Here is an 18,961-nt window from a genome sequence, read left to right as displayed (position 1 = left end):
AGGTGTTGTCCGCATACTCCCATTTATCGCACAGCACGGCCACCGGATAATGCGCGCCATGTTTTTCCATTCTTGATACACAGGTGATGTATGCAGGCACGTTCCACCGAAGGCTTGGCGCAGGCCAGGCCGAGCAATAACCTTCTACGGCTGCTGCTGTTGCCGTTGGTAATTCTGGCGGGCATGGGCCTGTCGGTGGAGGCCGGATTGCTCGGGCCATTGGGCGCGCAGGTCGGGCATTTGTGGGCGACGTTGAGCATCTTTGGCGTTGGCACGGCGATTCTGTTTTTACTGCTGCTGTTCAGCGGCCCGCAAAAGGGCCCGGCATTCACGCAGCTGCCGCGCTGGCAGTTGATCGGCGGGTTTCTGGGGCCGATGTATGTAGTGGTGTTGACCCTGGCTACACCGCACATCGGCATCGCGATGACCATGATCGCGATTCTCTCGGGCCAGGTGGGCAAGAGTGTGTTGATCGACCACTTCGGCTGGTTCGGCACCGCGCGCAAACGGGTCAATGGCGAGCGCTGGATCGCGTTGGCGTTGATTGTGGCGGCACTGGTTCTGATTGCACGAGGCTAAGGCGATGAATCTGTTTATGTTGTTGGTGATGGTGATTGCGGCGGGGGCGGTGCTGAGTGTGCAGGCCGCTATCAATGGGCGTCTGGGCCAGACTGTGGGAGTGTTGCGCAGCAGTCTGTTGACTTTCGCGGTGGGCGCGCTGACCACGGCGTTGTTGATATTTTTCTTCGAGCCGGCCCAGGCCGTCAGCCTGCTGGAGGTGCCAAAGTGGCAATTGACCGGTGCCCTGTTTGGCGTGGTGTACATGATGGTGATGGTCGGCGCGGTGCCGGTGGTCGGTACGGCCGTCGCCACGGTGGCCGTGATTGTCGGGCAACTGGGCATGGGCATGTTGATCGACAACTTTGGCTGGCTGGGCAACCCGGCGATCGAGCTGTCGGGCAGTCGTATCCTCGCGATGCTGTTGCTCGCCCTGGCGTTGGTGTTCATGTACCGCAGTAATAGCCGCCGGGCCGACTGACGGCGCTGAACCATGCTTGCTTGCCCAGGGTCACTGCTTAAGGTGCGGCGCTCGCCGCATCGGACGACCATGAACAAGGAGTCTGACCATGCCAGATCAAACCTGTGCTTGCCCTCACTGCAAATGTGTCCTGGGCGCTGACGCAATAATCAAAGACGGCAAGGGCTATTGCTGCCAGGGCTGTGCCGAGCACCATGCTCACGGTGAACCCTGCGCGGCGGCGACGGGATGCGAATGCGCCAAGTCGGCCCACGGTTGACAGGATTGACCTGCAGGCCCGGGCACCCGGTGCCTGCAGGATGAGTAAAAACAGTTCGCTTGCCGGCGACCAGTCTTTACCATGGTCGCCCGTCCTTGTTTGATGTGTACCGCCATGGCCCTGGCCGCGCCCCCCGACCTTAGTGATCACGCCGTTCCCGTGCAGCCGTTGGCGCGTACCTACCCGCGTGGGTTGTACGTAGAACCGCACAGCCACGATTGGGGCCAGTTGCTCTACGCCATGAGCGGTGTGATGTGGGTCGAGACGCCCCGCGAAGCCCTGGTAGTGCCGCCCCAGCGTGCAGTGTGGTTGCCGCCGGGGGTGGAGCACGGGATCCGTGTGGTCTCCGATTTGCAGATGCGCAATATCTACCTGCGCCCGGCGTTGGCGGCGACGCTGGACAGCCAGGTGCAGGTCATCGAAGTGGGCCGCTTGTTGCGGGAGTTGATCGTGACCTTGGTCGAGCAGGGTGATCACGGTGATGCGGTTTACTATGACGCTGTGGTGGGCCTGGCTCTGTTGGAGTTGCAACGCGCACGGCGCTCGCCTATTCGCATCGCCATGCCGGTGGCGGCGGATCGTCGGCTGATCAATGCGTGCCAGGCGGTCATGGCTGCGCCTTCCCTGGACATCCCGTTCGAACAGCACGCCGAGGCCGCGGGCGCCAGCGTGCGCACCCTGGCGCGGCTGTTCCAGCAGCACCTGGGCATGGGGTTTGCCCAGTGGCGCCGTCAGGTGCAGTTGGCCACGGCGGCTGCGGAGTTGATCCAAGGCCAGTCGGTGAGCGGCATAGCGCGCACCCTGGGTTACTCGCCCAGCAGCTTCAGCGACATGTTCCGACGCGAATTGGGCGTGTCGCCGTCGCTGTACCGGAGTTGGCCGAAATCCTGAAGCACTTGGCCGATACCCACGGTAGGTGCGCCCTAGACTGAGCCCATCAATCCACCGGGCGCAGCCTTCATGAGCTATTTGATTTCCTTGGCCATCGGCCTGTTTGTCGGCGTGATCTACGGCGCGCTGGACTTCCGCTCGCCTGCACCGCCCGCTATCGCACTGGTCGGCCTGATGGGCATGCTGCTCGGCGAAAAGCTCTGGCCCATGGCGCGGCAGTTGGTCAGTGGTTGGTTGTCCTGATCCCTTTTCCCTTCCACGGATGCCCTCTATGAACGCACTGCAATTTACCGACACCGGCGACCTCGCCCACCTGCGCCTGGTGGAGGTGCCCATGCCGGTACCGTCTGCCGACGAAGTGTTGGTCAAGGTCAACGCGGCGGGCCTGAACCCCAGCGACGTCAAAAACGTGCTTGGCCGTTTCCCCTACACCACGCTGCCACGCATCCCTGGGCGTGACTTCGCAGGCGTGGTGGTGGAAGGCCCGCAGGCATTGCTCGGCCAGGAGGTTTGGGGCACCGGTCGTGACCTGGGGTTTTTCGCTGACGGTTCCCATGCCCAATACCTGCGCGTGTCAGCCAAGGGCGTAGCGCACAAACCCACGCACTTGAGCTTTGCCCAGGCGGCCAGCCTCGGTGTGCCGTTTACCACCGCCTGGGACGCCCTGGAGCGCAGCGGCGTTGGCAAGGGCACGCGCTTGCTGGTGATCGGCGCCAACGGCGCGGTCGGCAGTGCGGCGTTGGCGCTGGCGAAGATACGCGGTGCGCAGGTATTGGCGGCCGTGCGCAAGGCCGATCAGCTCGAGTTGTTACAGGCCCAAGGGCTGGAGGCGATTGCCTTGGGCAAGCCGGAGGAACTGGGCGCGCAAGTGCAGGCCGTGTTCAATGGCGGCGCCGACGTGATCTTTGACACTACCGGTTTCTGGCTGCCCGCCGCGGTGGCGGGGCTGGCACCGTTCGGCCGCATCGCCATCATCGCCGCCCCGGTTGACGGCCACGTGCAGTTACCGGCCCTGGCGCTGTACCGTAAGGGCGGGTCGGTGGTGGGGATCAACTCTTTGCTCTATAGCTGCGAACAATGCGCGGTGATGCTGGAGGCGTTTGGGCGCTTCTTTGATGAAGGCCTGTTGCCGCTGCCTACGGGGTTGCGTGAAGTGGCGTTGGTGGAGGGTGTTCAGTGCTATGCAGAAGTGAACAACGGCAGCCCAGACAAAATCATTTTCCTGCCCTGATGGGATAGAAATGTGGGAGCGGGCTTGCTCGCGAATGCGGTGTATCAGTCACCTATATATCGACTGACACTCTGCATTCGCGAGCAAGCCCGCTCCCACAATGTTGACCTTTATTCGGTTTCGGGAACGCCTTTTTCCCACGCCGACCAGTTCTTAACAATCGCTTGGACCAACGGGTTGCCCGTGCGGTACAGGTTTTCCAGCGCCGGTACAAACCCACCCTGATCGGCATACTTGAGCAGGTTGTCCACTTCGCTGTAGCCAGGGTAAGGCCGGTCAAAGTCAGAGCCTGCGCGCACCACGGCCAGACGCTGGATATCCACCAAGCCTTCGCGGCTGGCGCGCAGCAGCGCTTCGTAGGTGGAGTTGTCCTCCTGTTGGGTGGTGCAGTATTCGCCTTTGTTGTCGGTGAGCAACTGGGTCCAGACTTCGGCACGTTCGCTCAACCGCGTGCCGGAAAACCAAGTGTTGCCCGCCAGGGTGTCGCAGCGGGTGACTTGCGGCGGCTGGTTGGCCGGGGCGGCGGGGTAGTGTTTGCGCCAGGCGGCGGACTCTGTGCTTTCTGTCAGCTCCACCTTGTGCGACAAGGCAAACGCCTTGGCTTGCAGCTTTTGGTTGAGCTCAAACACTTCGGTCTTGTAGTCCAGCGGAGGTTTTTCGTTGGGCCCCTTGGTGTTGATCCCTATATAGCCCGTCGGCCAGTCCTTGGGCGCATCCCGTGAATCCAGCTCCCACTGCGTGCCGAACTCCACCAGGTAATGGGCCCAGGCGGCGGTACCGATGGTGCCGTGCTTGGGGTTGATGCCGGCGATCCCGGCGATCAGGAAGTAGCTCTGGCGCAGGTCGAACTTGGGCGACAAGGCCAGGGCCAGGGTAGATGCGGCAGCGTTGGTCTGGCCCATGCCGGTCACCAGCAGGCACACGTCCTGGTTGTTGCAGCGAATCACTGGATATTCGGCGGACAAGCCTGGAACGCGTACTTCTTGTTTAAGTTCGAGGCGGTCGATCCAGGTTTGCGCCTCGGGGGCAAACATGGTGATCAGCATCACCTTGGGTTTGATCGGTGCTGGGCTATCCGCCAGCACCATGTGGGGCAATAGGGCCAGGCCGAAGGCCAGCGAGACACGGGTCAATGCGTTCATCTACAGCTCCTTGATCAGAATTGATAGCCCACGCCGGCGTAGTAACCCCAGCCGTCTGAGCGTGCGCGGAAGTTGCCTTCGCCGAAATTCAACTCGCTGCCGTCCTCCCAGTTGCCGCCGTTGTGAAAGTAACGGCCGACCAGGGTAAAGCGCAGATGGGTAAACGAGTACAGCAACACGTTGGTGGCCACCAGGGAATTGGCGGTGCGCGCCGGGTTGTCCTTGTGCAGGTCCGAGCCGAAATCGTAGTTGGTGAAACCGATGTAGGTCAGCGAGGCGCCGTTGTCGAACTTGCCGATGGGCACGATGTACTTCATCTGCGCTCGGTAGCCGTCCCAGGAATACTCATTGCTGGCGCCGTAGTTTTCCCACTGGTAGCGCCCGTAGAAATTGGCCGACAGGTTGACCCTCGAATGGGTGTTGATATCGGTACCCAGGCCGCTGTACAGGGTGTTGGCGCGGTTTTCCTTGCGGCTGCCGTGGTCGTAGATCCAGTCAAAGGCCACATACCATTCCTTGAATGGGCCAATTGCCAGGCTGCGTCCTGCGAGGTAGTCGATGGAGATCCGCGGTTCATGCTCCATGAACACCGGCGAGCCATGGTCCCACACACCTTTGTCATTACTGTTACCGATGGTGAGGATCTTCGGTACATCGATATAGCCGTACAACTCAAAGGGGCCCTTGCGCCCGAAGTACTCGTATTCCAGGTAGACGTCATCTTGAGGCTTGGGGCCGAAACTGATGTCTTTGCTGCCGATCAGCGTGAGGTCCTGGTTGAACCACTCGGACAGATACACGCCTTTTTTCGCCGGGGGGTTGGCTTCAGGGCTGAGGGTTTCGCCCTGTGCTGAGTCATCCACGGGCTTTTCCTGCGCCAAAATGGGTGCACTGAGTACTCCCGTAACGGCGGCCAGTAGCAACGAAACGCCAAGACCAGCACGAGGCTTTGAGGTGGGGTGCATTGAAAGTCCTTATTCTTACGCGGTTTAAACCCGATTCGACGGGGAGGAGTGAACTTGGCGGTCAAGTTCGTTCCGCAAACGTTTGCACAGGTTGTACCAACTTGGGTCAATGGCTTGAACTGTTTAGAAAAAAGAGCAATTAGCCGACGCTTTGGTCAGGAAAACACTGGGATTTCTGTCATCCTGATGCGTCACCCTGTGGAGGAACCTTGATGTTCGAACACTACCTGCGTGCCTGGGAGCTGTGTGCTGATGGACAGCCTATCGTCACACCCGGCAGCGACCTGTTGCCGGTCCGCTGGAAAGGCGTGCCGGCGATGTTGAAAATTGCTCATACCCCTGAGGAAAAACTCGGCGGCCGCCTGCTGAGCTGGTGGGCAGGTGACGGCGCGGCACGGGTGTTCGCCCATGACCACACTGCAGTGTTAATGGAACGCGCAACGGGCTCAGGTTCCTTGATGCGCATGGCCCTCAATGGTCAGGACGACGAAGCCAGCCAGATCGCCTGCGCAACTCTGGCCCGGCTGCATGCGCCTCGTGTGTCGCCGCCCGAAGGGTTGGTTGGGCTGGATGAGTGGTTCCGATCCTTGTGGCACGCCGCCGAACAGGAGGGCGGTGTCTTACGCGACTGCGCGGCGACGGCCCGGACATTGCTGGCTGCGCAACAGGAGGTTGTGGTACTGCACGGTGATTGCCATCACGACAATATCCTCGACTTTGGCTCTCGTGTCTGGCTGGCGATTGATCCAAAGCGGGTGATGGGCGAGCGCGGTTACGATTACGCCAATTTGATCTGCAATCCGGACTTGCCGACCAGTAGCGATCCACTGCGTTTCAGCCGCCAGGTTGGGGTTATCGCCCTGGCGGCCGGCCTCTCACGTCCGCGTTTGTTGCAATGGGTGGTGGCTCATGCCGGGTTGTCTGCCGCCTGGTTTCTGGAAGACCAGGAGCGCGAGCGTGCCATGATTGAGTTGCAGGTTGCCCGTCTGGCACAGCAGGCACTGGCTCAAGGGGCGGACGAGTAGGGCGGCGGGTGATGGGCAACCGGGGTGAATAATTGAAGTGCGGCCTGTCGCCGGTACTCACTCGGCGTCTGGTGCATTTCGATACGAAAGTGGCGATTGAAATTCGACAGGTTGGCGTAACCCACCTCAAAGCAGATGTCCGCCACTGACATCTGGCTGTGCAACAGCAAGCGGCAGGCACGCTGCACGCGGAACTTGCGCATCAGGTCGATAAAGCCGTGGCCGGTGTTGCGTTTGAAAAACCGCGAAAAGCCAGGTTCGCTCATGTCCAGCTGCCGGGCGATGTCCGACAGGCGTACATCGCCGGTCAGTTCCCGCATCAGGTAGTCAAGCGCCTTGTTGATACGTTCGGCGCTGCGCGCATCCAGGGTCGGTGCGTAGCACGGGCTGGCCAGGGTCTTGGCCTGTGAGGGCGGGGCGTTCTTCAGCGTATCGAGCAGTTGCAGAAATAGGGTCAGGCGTTGCAGACCATGGGCATTGCCGATGGCCTCCATCAGCCTGGCGGCGTGTGTGGCGGTTGCTCCGGTGAGTTCGAGGCCGCGTCGCGCCTGTTCAAACAACGCCTGTAACTCGCCCAGTTCCGGCAGGGTGGTGCGCAGAGCGAGCAGGGCGGCGCCGTCGAATTGGAGCACCACATCACGCCCGTGCAGGTATTCGCCGGGGGCCAGGTCGCCGATCCAGTCGTGAGGCAGGTCAGGGCCGATCAGTGCGACATGCCCGGCGCTGAACGCACCGATATAGTCGCCCGCCACCAGCTTGCCGCTGCCTTGGCGGATCAGGTGGATTTCGAATTCAGGGTGGTGGTTCCAGCGTGCCAGTTCATAGGGATAGTCATGTTCGAACCAGCGAAAACCATGTTCCGGTTCGGTCAGGATCACCTCAAGCTCCGCAGGGCGATGCTCGAACAGGGTGGCGGGGCTGACGGGCATGATGCTGCCTCTTGTGGTGGTGCAATTTTCCCAAAATACCCGCACTGGCAATCGGTGCGCTAGCCCTGGTTTCGCCTGAGGCTGATACTTTTTTGATCCTGTGCCTCAGGTTAAAAAAGTATCAGCCGCGCATTCGCCAGCCGTTTGTGAGGCGGCAGGCCAAGCTGCTGTAATCGAGGCTCAACAACAAAGGTCGGCAAGCTGTTCTCGGCGGTGTTCACCGGCTACCGGCAATAACCTTCACAGGAGCCCCCATGAAACGACTCGAAAGTAAAAGCGCGCTGATCACCGGATCGGCGCGAGGCATTGGCCGTGCGTTCGCCCAAGCCTACATCGCTGAAGGCGCCACCGTGGCCATCGCCGACATTAACCTGCAACAGGCCCAGGCCACCGCCGCCGAACTGGGGCCCCAGGCTTACGCCGTGGCGATGGACGTCACCGACCAGGCCTCCATCGACGCGGCGATCGCCACAGTGGTGAGCCACGCTGGCAAGCTCGATATCCTGATCAACAACGCCGCCCTGTTCGACCTGGCCCCCATCGTCGACATCACCCGCGACAGCTTTGAACGGCTGTTCTCGATCAACGTCGCCGGCACCCTGTTCACCCTGCAGGCCGCAGCCCGACAGATGATCAGCCAAGGGCATGGCGGCAAGATCATCAACATGGCCAGCCAGGCCGGGCGGCGAGGCGAGCCGTTGGTGGCAGTTTATTGTGCGAGCAAGGCGGCGGTGATCAGCCTGACGCAATCGGCGGGGTTGAACCTGATCAAGCAGGGCATCAATGTCAATGCCATCGCCCCCGGTGTGGTGGACGGCGAGCATTGGGACGCAGTGGATGCGTTGTTCGCCAGGCATGAAGGGCTGGCGCCTGGCGAGAAGAAAAAGCGCGTAGGGGATGAGGTGCCGTTTGGGCGGATGGGCACGGCTGAAGACCTGACCGGCATGGCGATCTTCCTGGCGTCGACGGACGCCGATTATGTGGTGGCCCAGACCTATAACGTCGATGGCGGCAATTGGATGAACTAGCGGTTGACGCTGACCCAACTGTGGGAGCTGGCTTGCCTGCGATAGCGTTGGTGGATTCACTCCCGTCATCGTAGGCAAGCCCCACCTTTGAACTTCAGCGTTATTGAGAATAGGGTAAGTCAGCAACGCATCGATCCCCGCAGTAAACTGTCCCATACTTCAAGATTTCTACGCTCGCCCGGAGGCGGTCGTACGTGCAGACCACCCGAGAACGACCATGAGCCTTTCGAAAGCTGCCATCGCTTCATTCGACGTCGACGCCCAGAAGAGCTTCACGCCTTTGTGTCCCAACGAGTTGCCAGTGGCCGGTGGCGACGGCATTGGTGCCGAACTCAATTACATGGCCAGTCTCGCCGGCCACCGCATCGGCAGCAAGGACGCCCACACCCCCCACGCACCCTGGGTGGTCGGGCAGCACAGCGAGATGCTGCAACCCACCGGCCTGGCCCATGCCGATGTGACCTGGGTCAGCCACTGCGTGCCCGGCACCGAAGGGTTCACCCTGCTCGATGAGTTGCCCACCCCCTATGACTACGACTACTTCATCTGGAAAGGGGTCGAGCCCGACCTGCACCCCTACGGCGCCTGTTACCACGACCTGCACGACAAACTGTCCACCGGCGTCATCGAGTACCTCAAGGCCCACGGCGTGGCCCGCGTGATCGTCGGCGGCCTGGCGCTGGACTATTGCGTCAAGACTACCGCGTTGCAATTGCTCAAGGCCGGCTTGCAAGTGATCCTGCATTTGCCGGCATGCCGAGGCATCAGCGAGGAGGGCGGTGTACAGGCTGTCGACGAATTGCTCAAGGCCGGTGCATATATCAGTCGCACCCGCGAAGAACTGGCCCTGATTGCGCAGGGCTGAGCCTCAACGCTCAATCGACCGACTCCACCGCGCATTCCACTGCGGCCGTGCCTGGTTGACCTGGTCCCAATCAATCGAAATGGCGGTCTGCAGATAACTCTGCATGGCCTCCACCCGCGCGCGGGTTTTGTCGGTGGTGGGGGTGGTCGGGTTCGACGGGATCTGGTCACCTTCTTCCAACGCCGGCGCCTGGGCCTCGGCAGTCAGCAAGAACGCTGCGAGCTTCTGCGCCAGTTCCGGCTGGTCATTGCGGGCGATCACGCATTCGGCCACGTTGAGCACCACCGCACCTTCTTTGGGCTGCGCGTACTCCATCGGTATGCCAAGCAGCTTTTGCGTGGCGACCTGGGTCGGGGTCAGGGGGAAGATCGCGGCCTCGTCGGTTTGCACCATCTCGGAGATCTTTGCGGAGCTGGCGATGTATTCCAGCACGTTGGGGCCCACGGTCGTAGGCCAGGCCTTGAAACCCGGTTCCACATTGCTTTCATCGCCACCCTGGATGCGGTTGAACATCAGGAAACCATGCAGGCCGAAGGTGGAGGAGGCCAGGGACTGGAACACCACTTTGTCCTTGAAACGCGGGTCGGCCAGGTCCATCCATGAGGTGGGCGCGGCCCAGCCTTTGTCCTTGAACATCTTGGCGTTGTAGCCAAGGCCGGTGACGCCCAGGGTCACGGCCACGGCTTCGTCCTTGATTCGGGCCTTGGCCGGGATCTGTTCCAGTGGCGGGCTCGGCGCGAGCTTGTCGCACAGGCCCATGGAGATGGCGCGGTACATGATGCCGTCGTCGAGGAACATCACATGCATCTGCGGGTTGGCCTGGTTGGCCTGGACCTTGGCAAGAATGTCCGAGGAGGTGCCGGGTACGATCACGACCTTGGCGTTATTGGCCTTTTCGAAGGCGGGCAGCACCTTGTCGGCGTACACCCGTTCCATGGTGCCGCCGTTCATGCCCAGGTACAGCGTGGGGGCGGCATGGGCCGTGCTGGTGAGCAAGGCGAGGGACAAGCAGGACAACGCGAGACGTGATTGCATGGGGTTTTTCCTCTCAGGCTTGGAAACGACGGATGGAAAACGCTTCGATGGGTTGGCGGCTGGCGCCGTCGCAGACGATCTCTGCCAGGGCTTCACCAACCGCGGGGCCGAGCTGGAACCCGGCGCCGGCAAAGCCGAAGCCGTGGAGCAGGCCGGGTTGGGTACTGCTGGGGCCGATCACCGGTTCGTGGTCGGGCAGGTAGCCTTCGGTGCCGCTCCAGGTGCGAATGGCCTGGGCTCCCTGGAGAAACGGGTAGAGTTCGCCGGCATTGCGCAGGATCTCCAGCACCGCCGCCTGGCCCGGCCGGGCTTGCTGTGGGCCGAGGGCAAAGCCGCGCCCGCCGCCGAGGATGCAATTGCCACGGGCGACTTGCCGGGCATAGATGCCGCCGCCCTCGACGCCGGTGCTGACGGTCATCACTCCCCGCAGCGGCTCGGTGACCAGCATTGCCGGGTGCGCCGAGATAATCGGCACCGGCTCGCCCAATTGCGCGGCGACCTTGCCAGCCCAGGCGCCGGCGCAGTTGAGCAGCCAGGGCGCTTGCAAGTGCAGGCCGTTGGCGCAGTGCACCTGGAACAGTCGGCTGTCGTGCGCGATGCGGATCACCTCGGCTTGCTCGTACACCGCAGCGCCATGGCGTTGGGCGGCACGGGCAAAGGCTGGGGACACCAGTCGCGGGTTGGCATGCCCATCATCCGGGCACAACGAGGCGCCCACTGCCACGTCGCCCACCCAGGGAAAACGCTTGCGCAACTCGCTGCGGTCCAACAGCTGCAAGCCCAGGCCAAAGCCACGGGTCTGATCGGCGTAGGCTTGCAGTGCGGCAAAATCCCCGGGGCTGCGTGCCAGCTTCAAATGCCCGCAGCGCACGTATTCACCCTCAATACCAATCAACCCAGGCAGGTCGGCCCACAGTTGGTGAGCGCGCTGGGACAGCGGTAACTGATGCAAGGGCCGCCCCTGGCGCCGCACGCCGCCGTAATTGACGCCGCTTGAGTGCGAGCCACAAAAATCCCGTTCTACCAGTGCCACCCGCTGGCCTTTTTGCGCGAGCACCAAGGCCGCCGAAGCCCCGACGATGCCACCCCCCAAGACGATGACGTCGATCATGGCTGCACCTGCACGCCAAACGGCAGCGGCTTGATCGGCGCCTGGCCACGCAAACGCCCGATCTGTGGGAGGTCGCGGCCGCTGCGCTCTGCTACGATTTCCGCCGCCGCCAACCCGCACATCCGCCCTTGGCAGCGGCCCATGCCGACGCGGCAATGGGCTTTGACCCGGTTAATTTCCCAGTGGCCTTCATCCACCACGGCGCGCACCTCGCCGACGCTGACCTCTTCGCAGCGGCACAGGACCAGTTCGTCCGGCGCCTGCGCGGCCCAGTGCTCGGGGAAGGGGAACGCGGTTTCCAGGCCCTGGCGAAAGCGCTGGATACGCGCCAACTGCCGCTCCAGTGTGGCCCGGCGGTGCGGGTCGACCGCGACGCCGGTATCTTCCAGCAACGCCAGCGCGGCACATTCGCCGGCCATTTGCGCGGCATCGGCGCCCATGATCCCGGCGCCGTCGCCCGCCAGGTACACCCCTTCGACACTGCTGCGCCCGGCGCTGTCACGTTGCGGCAGCCAGGCGCGATTGAGCGGGTTCCAGGCAAACTCACAGCCGAGCAGATCGGCCAATTGCGTTTCGCTGCGCAGGGCGTGGGCGAAGGCCACCGCATCGCATGGCAGGGTCTGTTCGCCGAAGCGAATGCCACGCACCCGTTGGTCGCCGTCGATCTGCTTGAGCATTGCGCCCTGATGCACGGCAATCCCGTGGGCGGTCAGCCAGGCGCGGTAATACATGCCTTTGGCCAGGGTCGCCGGTTGCCTGAGCAGCGCTGGCAAGGCCCGGCATTGGGCGCTCAGCGGCGCACTGTCAAGCACCGCCAGCACCTTGGCACCGGCCTTTGCGTATTGGTACGCGACTAAATAGAGCAACGGCCCGGAGCCACAAAACACCACGCGTTCGCCAATAGCGCAACCTTGGTACTTCAAGGCGATTTGTGCCGCGCCCAGGCTGTAGACACCGGGCAATGTCCAGCCCGGCACAGGCAGGATGCGGTCGGTGGCGCCGGTGGCGACTATCACCTGCGCGTATTCGAGGCTGTCGGCGCGCCCGTTATTGAGCATGTCCAGGCGACCGTCCTCGGCGTTCCACACCAAGGTATCGGGCCGATAGTCGATCAAGGCTGCCAGTTCATCCATGGTGCGGTGCACGGCTTGGGCCTTGCGCGCTTCAAACCCGTAGACCTGCCTGGCGGTGCGTTGAAACCCTGGAGGTTGGCGCCGATAAATCTGCCCGCCACCGCGCGGGCTCTCATCCACCAGGCAAGGTGTGATGCCGTGGTCGAGCAACGTGCGCGCCGCGCTGATCCCCGCCGGGCCTGCACCCACAATCACCACCGGCTTCATGGCTGGCGCCCCGGGTCACGGCTGATCGCCTGGCCGTCTTCAAGCAGGGTCGAACAGGCGCGCACCCGCCGCCCATCGGCCAGCCGCACCCAACAATCCTGGCACGCGCCCATCAGGCAAAACCCGGCGCGGCGCTCGGCACTGAAATCGCTGCCGCGCAGGTGCTCGGCACAGGTCAACATGGCGGTCAGCAGGGTGTCGCCGAGCAGCCCCGTGGCGGGTTGGCCGTCGAGGGTAAATGCCAGGGCAGGGCGTTGGGTTTCGCTCAGTCGCTTGAACAAGGCCATCAGTGTTTCCCCACCAGTACGCGGTCCAGGCCGTAGACCCGGTCGAGCACAATCATGGTCGCTGCCGTCAGTGCGATGACCAGCGCCGAAACGGCCGCCATCATCGGGTCGATGGACTCGGTGGCGTACACGTACATGCGCACCGGCAGGGTTTGCGTGGCCGGCGAGCTGACGAAAATCGACAGGGTCACTTCATCGAAACTGTTGATGAACGCCAGCAACCACCCACCGGCCACGCCAGGCAAAATCATTGGCAGGGTGATCTGCCGGAACAGCGTAAAGCGCCCGGCGCCGAGGGATTCGGCGGCCTGCTCGGCACTGCGATCAATGCCGATGGCCGCCGCCAATACCAGGCGCAACACATATGGGGTGATGATCACCACGTGCGCGAGCATCAGCCAGGTAAAGCTGCCGTTTACGCCCATCAGCGCAAACAGGCGCAGCATGGCCACCCCTAGCACCAGGTGCGGAATGATGATGGGCGACAGGAACAGCGCGCTGAAGAAATTGCGCCCCGGGAACGCATAGCGACTGATCGCCAGGGCCGCCGGCACCGCAATCAGGGTCGCCAGCGTGGCGGCGGTGAAGGCCAGGATAAGGCTGTTGTAGAACGCCTGGATAAAGTCAGCGCGTTCGAACACTGCGCGAAACCAGCGCAGGGAGAAGCCCGACGTGGGCAGGCTCAAGGTGTTCTCTGGCGTGAATGCCACCAGGCACACCACCACCAGCGGCGCCATCATGAACAGCACCACCACCGCATGAAAGCCGAGGGCCAAAGGACCGTTTCTGGACATGCGCTTAAACCCCCAGGGACTTTTTGTAGCGGCCTTCGACCATGCGATTCCAGCTCAGCATGATCAGCAGATTGACCAACAGCAGCGCTACCGCGAGGGTCGCGCCCATGGGCCAGTTGAGTTCCGAGAGGTACTGGTCGTACACCACGGTGGCGACCATCTTCAGGCGTCGCCCGCCCAGCAGACCGGGGATCGCAAAGGAGCTGGCGGCCAGGCCGAACACGATCAATGTGCCGGACAGCACACCGGGCATCACTTGGGGCAATACGATCTTGCGCATCACCGTCGCTTGGCTGGCGCCCAGGGACAACGCCGCCTGTTCGGCTGACGGATCGAGCTTTTGCAGGGAGGTCCACACCGGGATGATCATGAACGGCAGCATCACGTGCACCAACGCGATGATCACGGCGAAGGGCGTATACAGCAGCTTCATCGGACTGCCGCCGAGAGCCTGGATCATTTGGTTAATCAGCCCGTCGGCACCCAGCAGCAGGCTCCAGCCAAACGCGCGTACCACCACCGAAATCAGCAGCGGTGTGAGGATCACTATCAGGAAAATCGAGCGCCACGGCGTGCCCATGCGGCTGAGGATGTAAGCCTCCGGCACGCCGATCACCACGCACAGCAGCGTTACCAGGGCACTGATCCAGAACGTGCGCCAGAAAATCTCGTAGAAGTAGGCGTCGCTCAACAGCGCCCAGTAATGGGCCAAGGTCCACTCATCGACCTTCACGCCCACTTGGTAGTCGAACACATTGAACGACAGCACCAGGGTCAAGCCCAGTGGCACGATCAGCAGCCCGGCAAACAGCACCAGCGCTGGCAGCGAGAGCAGGTAACCGCGACTCATGGGTGCACCTCATCGGCGGCCAGTACCCGCAGCAAATCGGCCTGCCATTGCAGGCCCACTGCCGCGCCGCCAGCCAACGGTGCGCTGCCGTCGTTACTGCGCACCACAGTGATTTCGCCCAGGGCGGTGTGGACGCGGTACAGCCATTGGCTGCCGAAAAAGTAGCGGTCCAGCACTTTGCCTTGCATGCGCCCGGTTCCAGGCTCCACCAGTTGGATTTTTTCCGGGCGCAGGCTCAGGGTCAGTTCGCCTGCGCCGCCGTCGTGACGCACTTGGGGTGCGCCGAGCGCATCGTAGTCGCCGGCCAGCAGGTTGGCCTTGCCGACGAAGTCCGAGATAAACCGCGTGCGCGGGTGCTCATAGAGCTTGTACGGCGCGTCGATCTGGGTCACACGCCCGGCCTGCATCACCACCACACGGTCGCTGATGGACAGGGCTTCGGCCTGGTCATGGGTGACCATCAGGGTGGTGATGCCCACCGCGCACTGGATACGACGGATTTCAAATTGCATCTCTTCGCGCAGGTTGGCGTCGAGGTTGGACAGCGGCTCATCGAGCAACAACACCGGCGGTTCGATCACTAGCGCACGGGCCAGGGCCACGCGCTGGCGCTGGCCGCCGGACAGCTCACGAGGGTAGCGCTGCGCATGCTGGGCCAGGCGCACCAGCTCCAGCACGGTATTGACGCGGGTGGCGATATCGGCCGCAGGCACCTTGCGCATCTTCAGGCCGAAGGCCACGTTGTCGCGCACGCTCATATGCGGGAACAGCGCGTAGCTCTGGAACACCACGCCCAGGCCACGGCTGGCGGGTTTCGCGTGGGTAATGTCGCGACCGTCGAGCAGGATCTGGCCTCCGCTGACGTCGACGAAACCGGCGATCATTTGCAGGGTGGTGGTCTTGCCACAGCCTGAAGGGCCGAGCAGGGAAACGAACTCGCCTTGTTCCACCGCCAGGTCAGTGGCGACCACCGCATCGACGGCGCCATAGCGTTTGCTCAAGGCCTTGAGTTGGAGAAATGCCATGTTTGCGTTCCACCTTTATTCAGTCGCGTCTAAACGCGCTTTCTTGTTTTGGGCAGATGCGAAAAGTGCGGTGCCGGTGCGTTGGCGCTCGATCTCAAGTCGGCTGCCGGTTGTTGTTCAATTCGCCCCTGTGGACGCAGATTAGGACGAAGACTAGGATGGGTGGAAGGTAGAATTTCACTCAACGGACTACTATTTTGCGATTTATTCATTGAGCAGAATTACTAACGAGATTAGGTGTTATGGATTCCACTGAGCGAATTGATGGCGGCAAAGAAGTCGGTGCGGGCAGCGTCTCCCGGTTGTTTGCTGTGCTGCGAGCCCTGGGGGAGGTACCCGAGGGCGGCGAGCGGGTCACCCAGCTCGCCCAACAGGTGGGCTTGTCCCAACCCACCACCCATCGTCTGCTGCGCAGCCTGATGGACGAAGGCATGGTTGAGCAGGATGCACGCAGCAAACGCTATCGCTTGAGTCTGGAGTTCTTCGCGTTGGCGGCCAACGCGGGCAAGACCGGCAACCTGCGCGACCTGGTGCGCCCCAGCCTGTTGCGCCTGAGCGCGTCGCTGGGGGACTCGCTGTTCCTGCTGGCGCGCAGCGGCTTCGACGCCATTTGCCTGGACCGCAGCGAGGGTCCGTACCCGATTCGTACCTTCACCGGCGATATCGGTGGGCGCGTGGCCTTGGGTGTGGGGCAGGGCAGCCTGGCGATCCTGGCGTTTCTGCCGGAAGAAGAGCGCGAGACGGTGATCCGCTACAACCTGCCACGGCTCAAGGACTTCCACCTGTACGACGAAGTGCTGCTGCGCTCCGAAGTGGAGAACGTGCGCAAGCTGGGTTATGCAGCACGCAACACCGGTGTGCTGGAAGGTATGGCAGGGCTGGCGGTGCCCATCCTCAACCGCGACGGGTACGCGGTCGCGGCGTTGAGCGTGGCGACCATCAGCGACCGCCTGGGGCCGAGCCGCTTGCCGATGGTGGTGGAGTTGTTGAAGCGCGAGGCGGCGGCCATCGGGCCGCGGCTCAATCCGTTTGACCCGACGTTGCGCAGGCCGTCGCAGACCTTTGGGGGTTAACCCGGGCCTTCACAACAGCATATTGGATCCAGTTACGGTATAACCCTGAGACGCTTTCGTGATTCGAGGCCCCATTTTTCATGCAAAACCCTTTGCAACGTCCGCTGTGGCAAATCTATCTGTTGTTCCTGGCACCGATGGTGCTGTCCAATTTCCTGCAGAGCTTTTCCGGCACCCTCAACGGCATTTACGTCGGCCAGATGCTGGGCACCCAGGCCTTGGCCGCGGTGTCGGGGATGTTTCCCATCGTGTTTTTCTTTATCGCCCTGGTGATCGGCCTGGGGGCGGGCGCCTCGGTGTTGATCGGCCAGGCATGGGGCGCCCAAGAGACCGGAATGGTCAAGGCGATTACCGGTGCCACCCTGACCCTGGGCGCGTTGGTGGGCCTGGTGGCCGCCGTGCTGGGCAGCCTGTTTGCGCGCCCGGCATTGCAGGCGTTGGGCACGCCGGTGGATGTGCTCGACGATGCGGTGGGCTACGCCCAGATGATGATGTTGATCATGCCGTTGCTGCTGGTGTTTATCCTCTATACCCAACTGCTGCGTGGCGTCAGCGACACGATTTCGCCGTTGCTGGCATTGATGGTCTCCACCCTGGTGGGCTTGCTGCTCACGCCTGCGCTGATTCGCGGCTGGATCGGCCTGCCACCCATGGGCATCCAGAGTGCGGTGTATGCCGGGCTGGTGGGTAACGCCTTGGCGATGCTGTTTCTGATCCTGCGCCTGCGCCACAAAAACCACGTGATGGCGCCAGACCGCGAGCTGCTTGCCGCCTTGCGCCTGGACCGCGTTATCCTCGGCAAAGTCCTGCGCATCGGCCTGCCGACGGGCTTGCAGATGGTGGTGCTATCGCTGTCGGAGTTGGTCATCCTGGCTTTGGTCAACGGCCACGGTTCCCAGGCCACGGCGGCCTATGGCGCGGTGACGCAGATCGTCAACTATGTACAGTTCCCGGCGCTGTCGATTGCCATCACCGCCTCGATCCTCGGCGCCCAGGCGATCGGCGCCGGGCGCCTGGAGCGTATCGGGCCGATCCTGCGCACGGGGCTTGTGATCAACCTGTGCCTCACCGGTGGCTTGATCGTGCTCGGCTATGGGCTGTCCCACTGGTTGCTGGGCCTGTTCATCACCGACGACAGCGCACGGGTACGGGCCGAACACCTGCTGCACATCATGCTCTGGAGCATTCTGGTATTCGGCTTCCAGGCGGTGATCGGCGGCATCATGCGCGCCAGCGGGGTGGTGCTGATGCCGGTGGCGATCTCGATCTTCTGCGTGCTTGGCGTGGAACTGCCAATGGCCTATCTGTTCAACGCCCACTTCGGATTGGAAGGAGTGTGGATGGCATTTCCGGTGACCTACCTGGCGATGCTGGTATTGCAGATCGCCTATTACCGCCTGGTGTGGCGGCATAAGCAGATCAAACGGTTGGTGTGAGGCTCAGCCCCTGCAGGAGCAGCTCCAGGCCTTGCAAGCCTTCCTCCAGCCGTGTACTCGGGTGCTCATCGCGGGCAATCCACAATGCGGTATTGACCAGGCTGCCGTTGATCAACTGCGCCAGTGCGTGGCTGGGGGCCGTAGGCATCAGGCCCGCTTGCATCAGGGTCTCCAGCAATTGGCGCAAGGACTCCACGCAGTTTTGCTGGGAGCCGGTGTCGCCCAGTACCGCCGGGGCATCCTGCAATACAATGCGCTGGATTTCCGGGTCCTGGGCCATGCGCAGATTGGCGCGACAGCGCTCGCAAAAACCACTCCAAGGCTCTACGGCCTGCTCCGAGATGCGTTGCAAGCGCGCGTCCATCTCGCTGTCGAGTTGAGCGACCACCGCCGCCAGCAGCCCTTTCTTGTCACCAAAGTGGTGATACAGCGCACCGCGCGTCAGGCCGGCACGGGCAGTAAAGTCATCCATCGAGGTATTGGCATAGCCTTGGGTGGCGAAGGCCCGGCGCGCGCTCGCTATGAGGCGGGCGCGGGTGTCTTCGATCATTTCAGCTCGGGCTCGGCTCATGGGCGTCTCTTGGTTAAGTGATTGACATACGCTGCGTATGCGAAGCATGATCTGCCACATACGCG

At 62.5% G+C, this 18,961-nt stretch carries 22 protein-coding genes; 11 read left to right on the top strand and 11 right to left on the bottom strand.

Annotation, left to right across the window (positions count from 1 at the left end):
- Window positions 1-90 precede the first annotated feature (90 nt).
- The 6 genes from AB9N64_RS05745 (at window position 91) to AB9N64_RS05720 (ending at window position 3,420) form a co-directional block, all read left to right on the top strand.
- Window positions 91-579 carry a DMT family transporter gene (locus tag AB9N64_RS05745; protein ID WP_014718846.1) on the top strand — a complete coding sequence of 163 codons (489 nt, stop codon included), beginning with the start codon at window positions 91-93 and terminating at the stop codon, window positions 577-579.
- A 4-nt stretch (window positions 580-583) separates the two neighbouring features.
- Window positions 584-1,039 (top strand): DMT family transporter, encoded by a 456-nt coding sequence (locus AB9N64_RS05740; protein WP_014718845.1) that lies wholly within the window; start codon window positions 584-586, stop codon window positions 1,037-1,039.
- A gap of 88 nt (window positions 1,040-1,127) precedes the next feature.
- A complete protein-coding gene (locus AB9N64_RS05735; protein WP_080643490.1) occupies window positions 1,128-1,298 on the top strand; it encodes a metallothionein in 171 nt (56 codons plus the stop codon).
- 114 nt (window positions 1,299-1,412) lie between these two features.
- The gene (locus tag AB9N64_RS05730; RefSeq protein ID WP_014718844.1) at window positions 1,413-2,189 is read left to right on the top strand and encodes a helix-turn-helix transcriptional regulator; all 777 of its coding nucleotides are present in this window, start codon (window positions 1,413-1,415) and stop codon (window positions 2,187-2,189) included.
- A gap of 69 nt (window positions 2,190-2,258) precedes the next feature.
- Complete coding sequence (locus AB9N64_RS05725) at window positions 2,259-2,432, top strand: DUF1427 family protein (protein WP_014718843.1); 174 nt, start codon at window positions 2,259-2,261, stop codon at window positions 2,430-2,432.
- A 28-nt stretch (window positions 2,433-2,460) separates the two neighbouring features.
- Window positions 2,461-3,420: a zinc-binding alcohol dehydrogenase family protein gene (locus tag AB9N64_RS05720; protein ID WP_014718842.1), complete on the top strand. Its 960-nt coding sequence runs from the start codon at window positions 2,461-2,463 to the stop codon at window positions 3,418-3,420.
- Between the two features lie 110 nt (window positions 3,421-3,530).
- Here the strand turns inward: AB9N64_RS05720 and AB9N64_RS05715 are convergent, their stop codons facing one another.
- Entirely contained in the window at window positions 3,531-4,562 is a 1,032-nt protein-coding gene (locus AB9N64_RS05715; RefSeq protein ID WP_014718841.1) for a purine nucleoside permease, read from the bottom strand.
- 14 nt (window positions 4,563-4,576) lie between these two features.
- Window positions 4,577-5,527: a nucleoside-specific channel-forming protein Tsx gene (locus AB9N64_RS05710; RefSeq protein WP_014718840.1), complete on the bottom strand. Its 951-nt coding sequence runs from the start codon at window positions 5,525-5,527 to the stop codon at window positions 4,577-4,579.
- A 212-nt stretch (window positions 5,528-5,739) separates the two neighbouring features.
- Here AB9N64_RS05710 and AB9N64_RS05705 point away from each other — a divergent pair, with 212 nt between their 5' ends.
- A complete protein-coding gene (locus AB9N64_RS05705; protein WP_371360045.1) occupies window positions 5,740-6,552 on the top strand; it encodes an aminoglycoside phosphotransferase family protein in 813 nt (270 codons plus the stop codon).
- Here AB9N64_RS05705 and AB9N64_RS05700 read toward each other — a convergent pair.
- Window positions 6,534-7,481 (bottom strand): AraC family transcriptional regulator, encoded by a 948-nt coding sequence (locus tag AB9N64_RS05700; protein WP_058410390.1) that lies wholly within the window; start codon window positions 7,479-7,481, stop codon window positions 6,534-6,536. The two genes, AB9N64_RS05705 and AB9N64_RS05700, sit on opposite strands and share 19 nt — an antisense overlap.
- A 254-nt stretch (window positions 7,482-7,735) precedes the next feature.
- Between AB9N64_RS05700 and AB9N64_RS05695 the strand changes: the two genes are divergently transcribed.
- Both AB9N64_RS05695 and AB9N64_RS05690 read left to right on the top strand, forming a co-directional pair.
- Window positions 7,736-8,509 carry an L-iditol 2-dehydrogenase gene (locus AB9N64_RS05695; protein WP_014718837.1) on the top strand — a complete coding sequence of 258 codons (774 nt, stop codon included), beginning with the start codon at window positions 7,736-7,738 and terminating at the stop codon, window positions 8,507-8,509.
- Between the two features lie 217 nt (window positions 8,510-8,726).
- Window positions 8,727-9,374 carry a nicotinamidase gene (locus AB9N64_RS05690; RefSeq protein ID WP_014718836.1) on the top strand — a complete coding sequence of 216 codons (648 nt, stop codon included), beginning with the start codon at window positions 8,727-8,729 and terminating at the stop codon, window positions 9,372-9,374.
- Between the two features lie 3 nt (window positions 9,375-9,377).
- Here AB9N64_RS05690 and AB9N64_RS05685 read toward each other — a convergent pair whose 3' ends face one another.
- From AB9N64_RS05685 to AB9N64_RS05655, 7 genes are read right to left on the bottom strand one after another with little or no spacing between them, the layout of a single operon-like run.
- Window positions 9,378-10,409, bottom strand: coding sequence for an ABC transporter substrate-binding protein (locus tag AB9N64_RS05685; RefSeq protein ID WP_014718835.1), 1,032 nt, complete (start codon window positions 10,407-10,409; stop codon window positions 9,378-9,380).
- A 13-nt stretch (window positions 10,410-10,422) separates the two neighbouring features.
- Window positions 10,423-11,520, bottom strand: coding sequence for an FAD-binding oxidoreductase (locus AB9N64_RS05680; RefSeq protein ID WP_014718834.1), 1,098 nt, complete (start codon window positions 11,518-11,520; stop codon window positions 10,423-10,425).
- Window positions 11,517-12,860, bottom strand: coding sequence for an FAD-dependent oxidoreductase (locus tag AB9N64_RS05675; protein WP_014718833.1), 1,344 nt, complete (start codon window positions 12,858-12,860; stop codon window positions 11,517-11,519). The genes AB9N64_RS05680 and AB9N64_RS05675 overlap by 4 nt, the downstream gene beginning before the upstream one ends.
- Window positions 12,857-13,147 carry a (2Fe-2S)-binding protein gene (locus AB9N64_RS05670; RefSeq protein ID WP_014718832.1) on the bottom strand — a complete coding sequence of 97 codons (291 nt, stop codon included), beginning with the start codon at window positions 13,145-13,147 and terminating at the stop codon, window positions 12,857-12,859. The genes AB9N64_RS05675 and AB9N64_RS05670 overlap by 4 nt, the downstream gene beginning before the upstream one ends.
- Window positions 13,147-13,941: an ABC transporter permease gene (locus AB9N64_RS05665; protein WP_014718831.1), complete on the bottom strand. Its 795-nt coding sequence runs from the start codon at window positions 13,939-13,941 to the stop codon at window positions 13,147-13,149. The genes AB9N64_RS05670 and AB9N64_RS05665 overlap by 1 nt, the downstream gene beginning before the upstream one ends.
- A gap of 4 nt (window positions 13,942-13,945) precedes the next feature.
- On the bottom strand, window positions 13,946-14,791 hold the full coding sequence (locus tag AB9N64_RS05660; protein ID WP_014718830.1) for an ABC transporter permease: 846 nt from the start codon (window positions 14,789-14,791) through the stop codon (window positions 13,946-13,948).
- Window positions 14,788-15,816, bottom strand: coding sequence for an ABC transporter ATP-binding protein (locus AB9N64_RS05655; protein WP_014718829.1), 1,029 nt, complete (start codon window positions 15,814-15,816; stop codon window positions 14,788-14,790). Before AB9N64_RS05655 ends, AB9N64_RS05660 begins: the two co-directional genes overlap by 4 nt.
- Window positions 15,817-16,058: 242 nt before the next feature.
- Here AB9N64_RS05655 and AB9N64_RS05650 point away from each other — a divergent pair, with 242 nt between their 5' ends.
- Both AB9N64_RS05650 and AB9N64_RS05645 read left to right on the top strand, forming a co-directional pair.
- On the top strand, window positions 16,059-16,889 hold the full coding sequence (locus AB9N64_RS05650) for an IclR family transcriptional regulator (protein WP_019816829.1): 831 nt from the start codon (window positions 16,059-16,061) through the stop codon (window positions 16,887-16,889).
- A gap of 80 nt (window positions 16,890-16,969) precedes the next feature.
- Window positions 16,970-18,325, top strand: coding sequence for an MATE family efflux transporter (locus AB9N64_RS05645; RefSeq protein ID WP_371360044.1), 1,356 nt, complete (start codon window positions 16,970-16,972; stop codon window positions 18,323-18,325).
- On the opposite strand, the gene AB9N64_RS05640 is transcribed toward AB9N64_RS05645, so the two are convergent.
- Window positions 18,309-18,896: a TetR/AcrR family transcriptional regulator gene (locus tag AB9N64_RS05640; RefSeq protein ID WP_371360043.1), complete on the bottom strand. Its 588-nt coding sequence runs from the start codon at window positions 18,894-18,896 to the stop codon at window positions 18,309-18,311. The genes AB9N64_RS05645 and AB9N64_RS05640 overlap by 17 nt on opposite strands.
- Window positions 18,897-18,961: the final 65 nt, after the last annotated feature.

The sequence above is a fragment of the Pseudomonas sp. KT_2_4 genome, from assembly GCF_041410225.1.
GTDB classification, from domain to species: domain Bacteria; phylum Pseudomonadota; class Gammaproteobacteria; order Pseudomonadales; family Pseudomonadaceae; genus Aquipseudomonas; species Aquipseudomonas paracarnis.
This window is presented reverse-complemented; position numbering and strand designations above follow the sequence as displayed.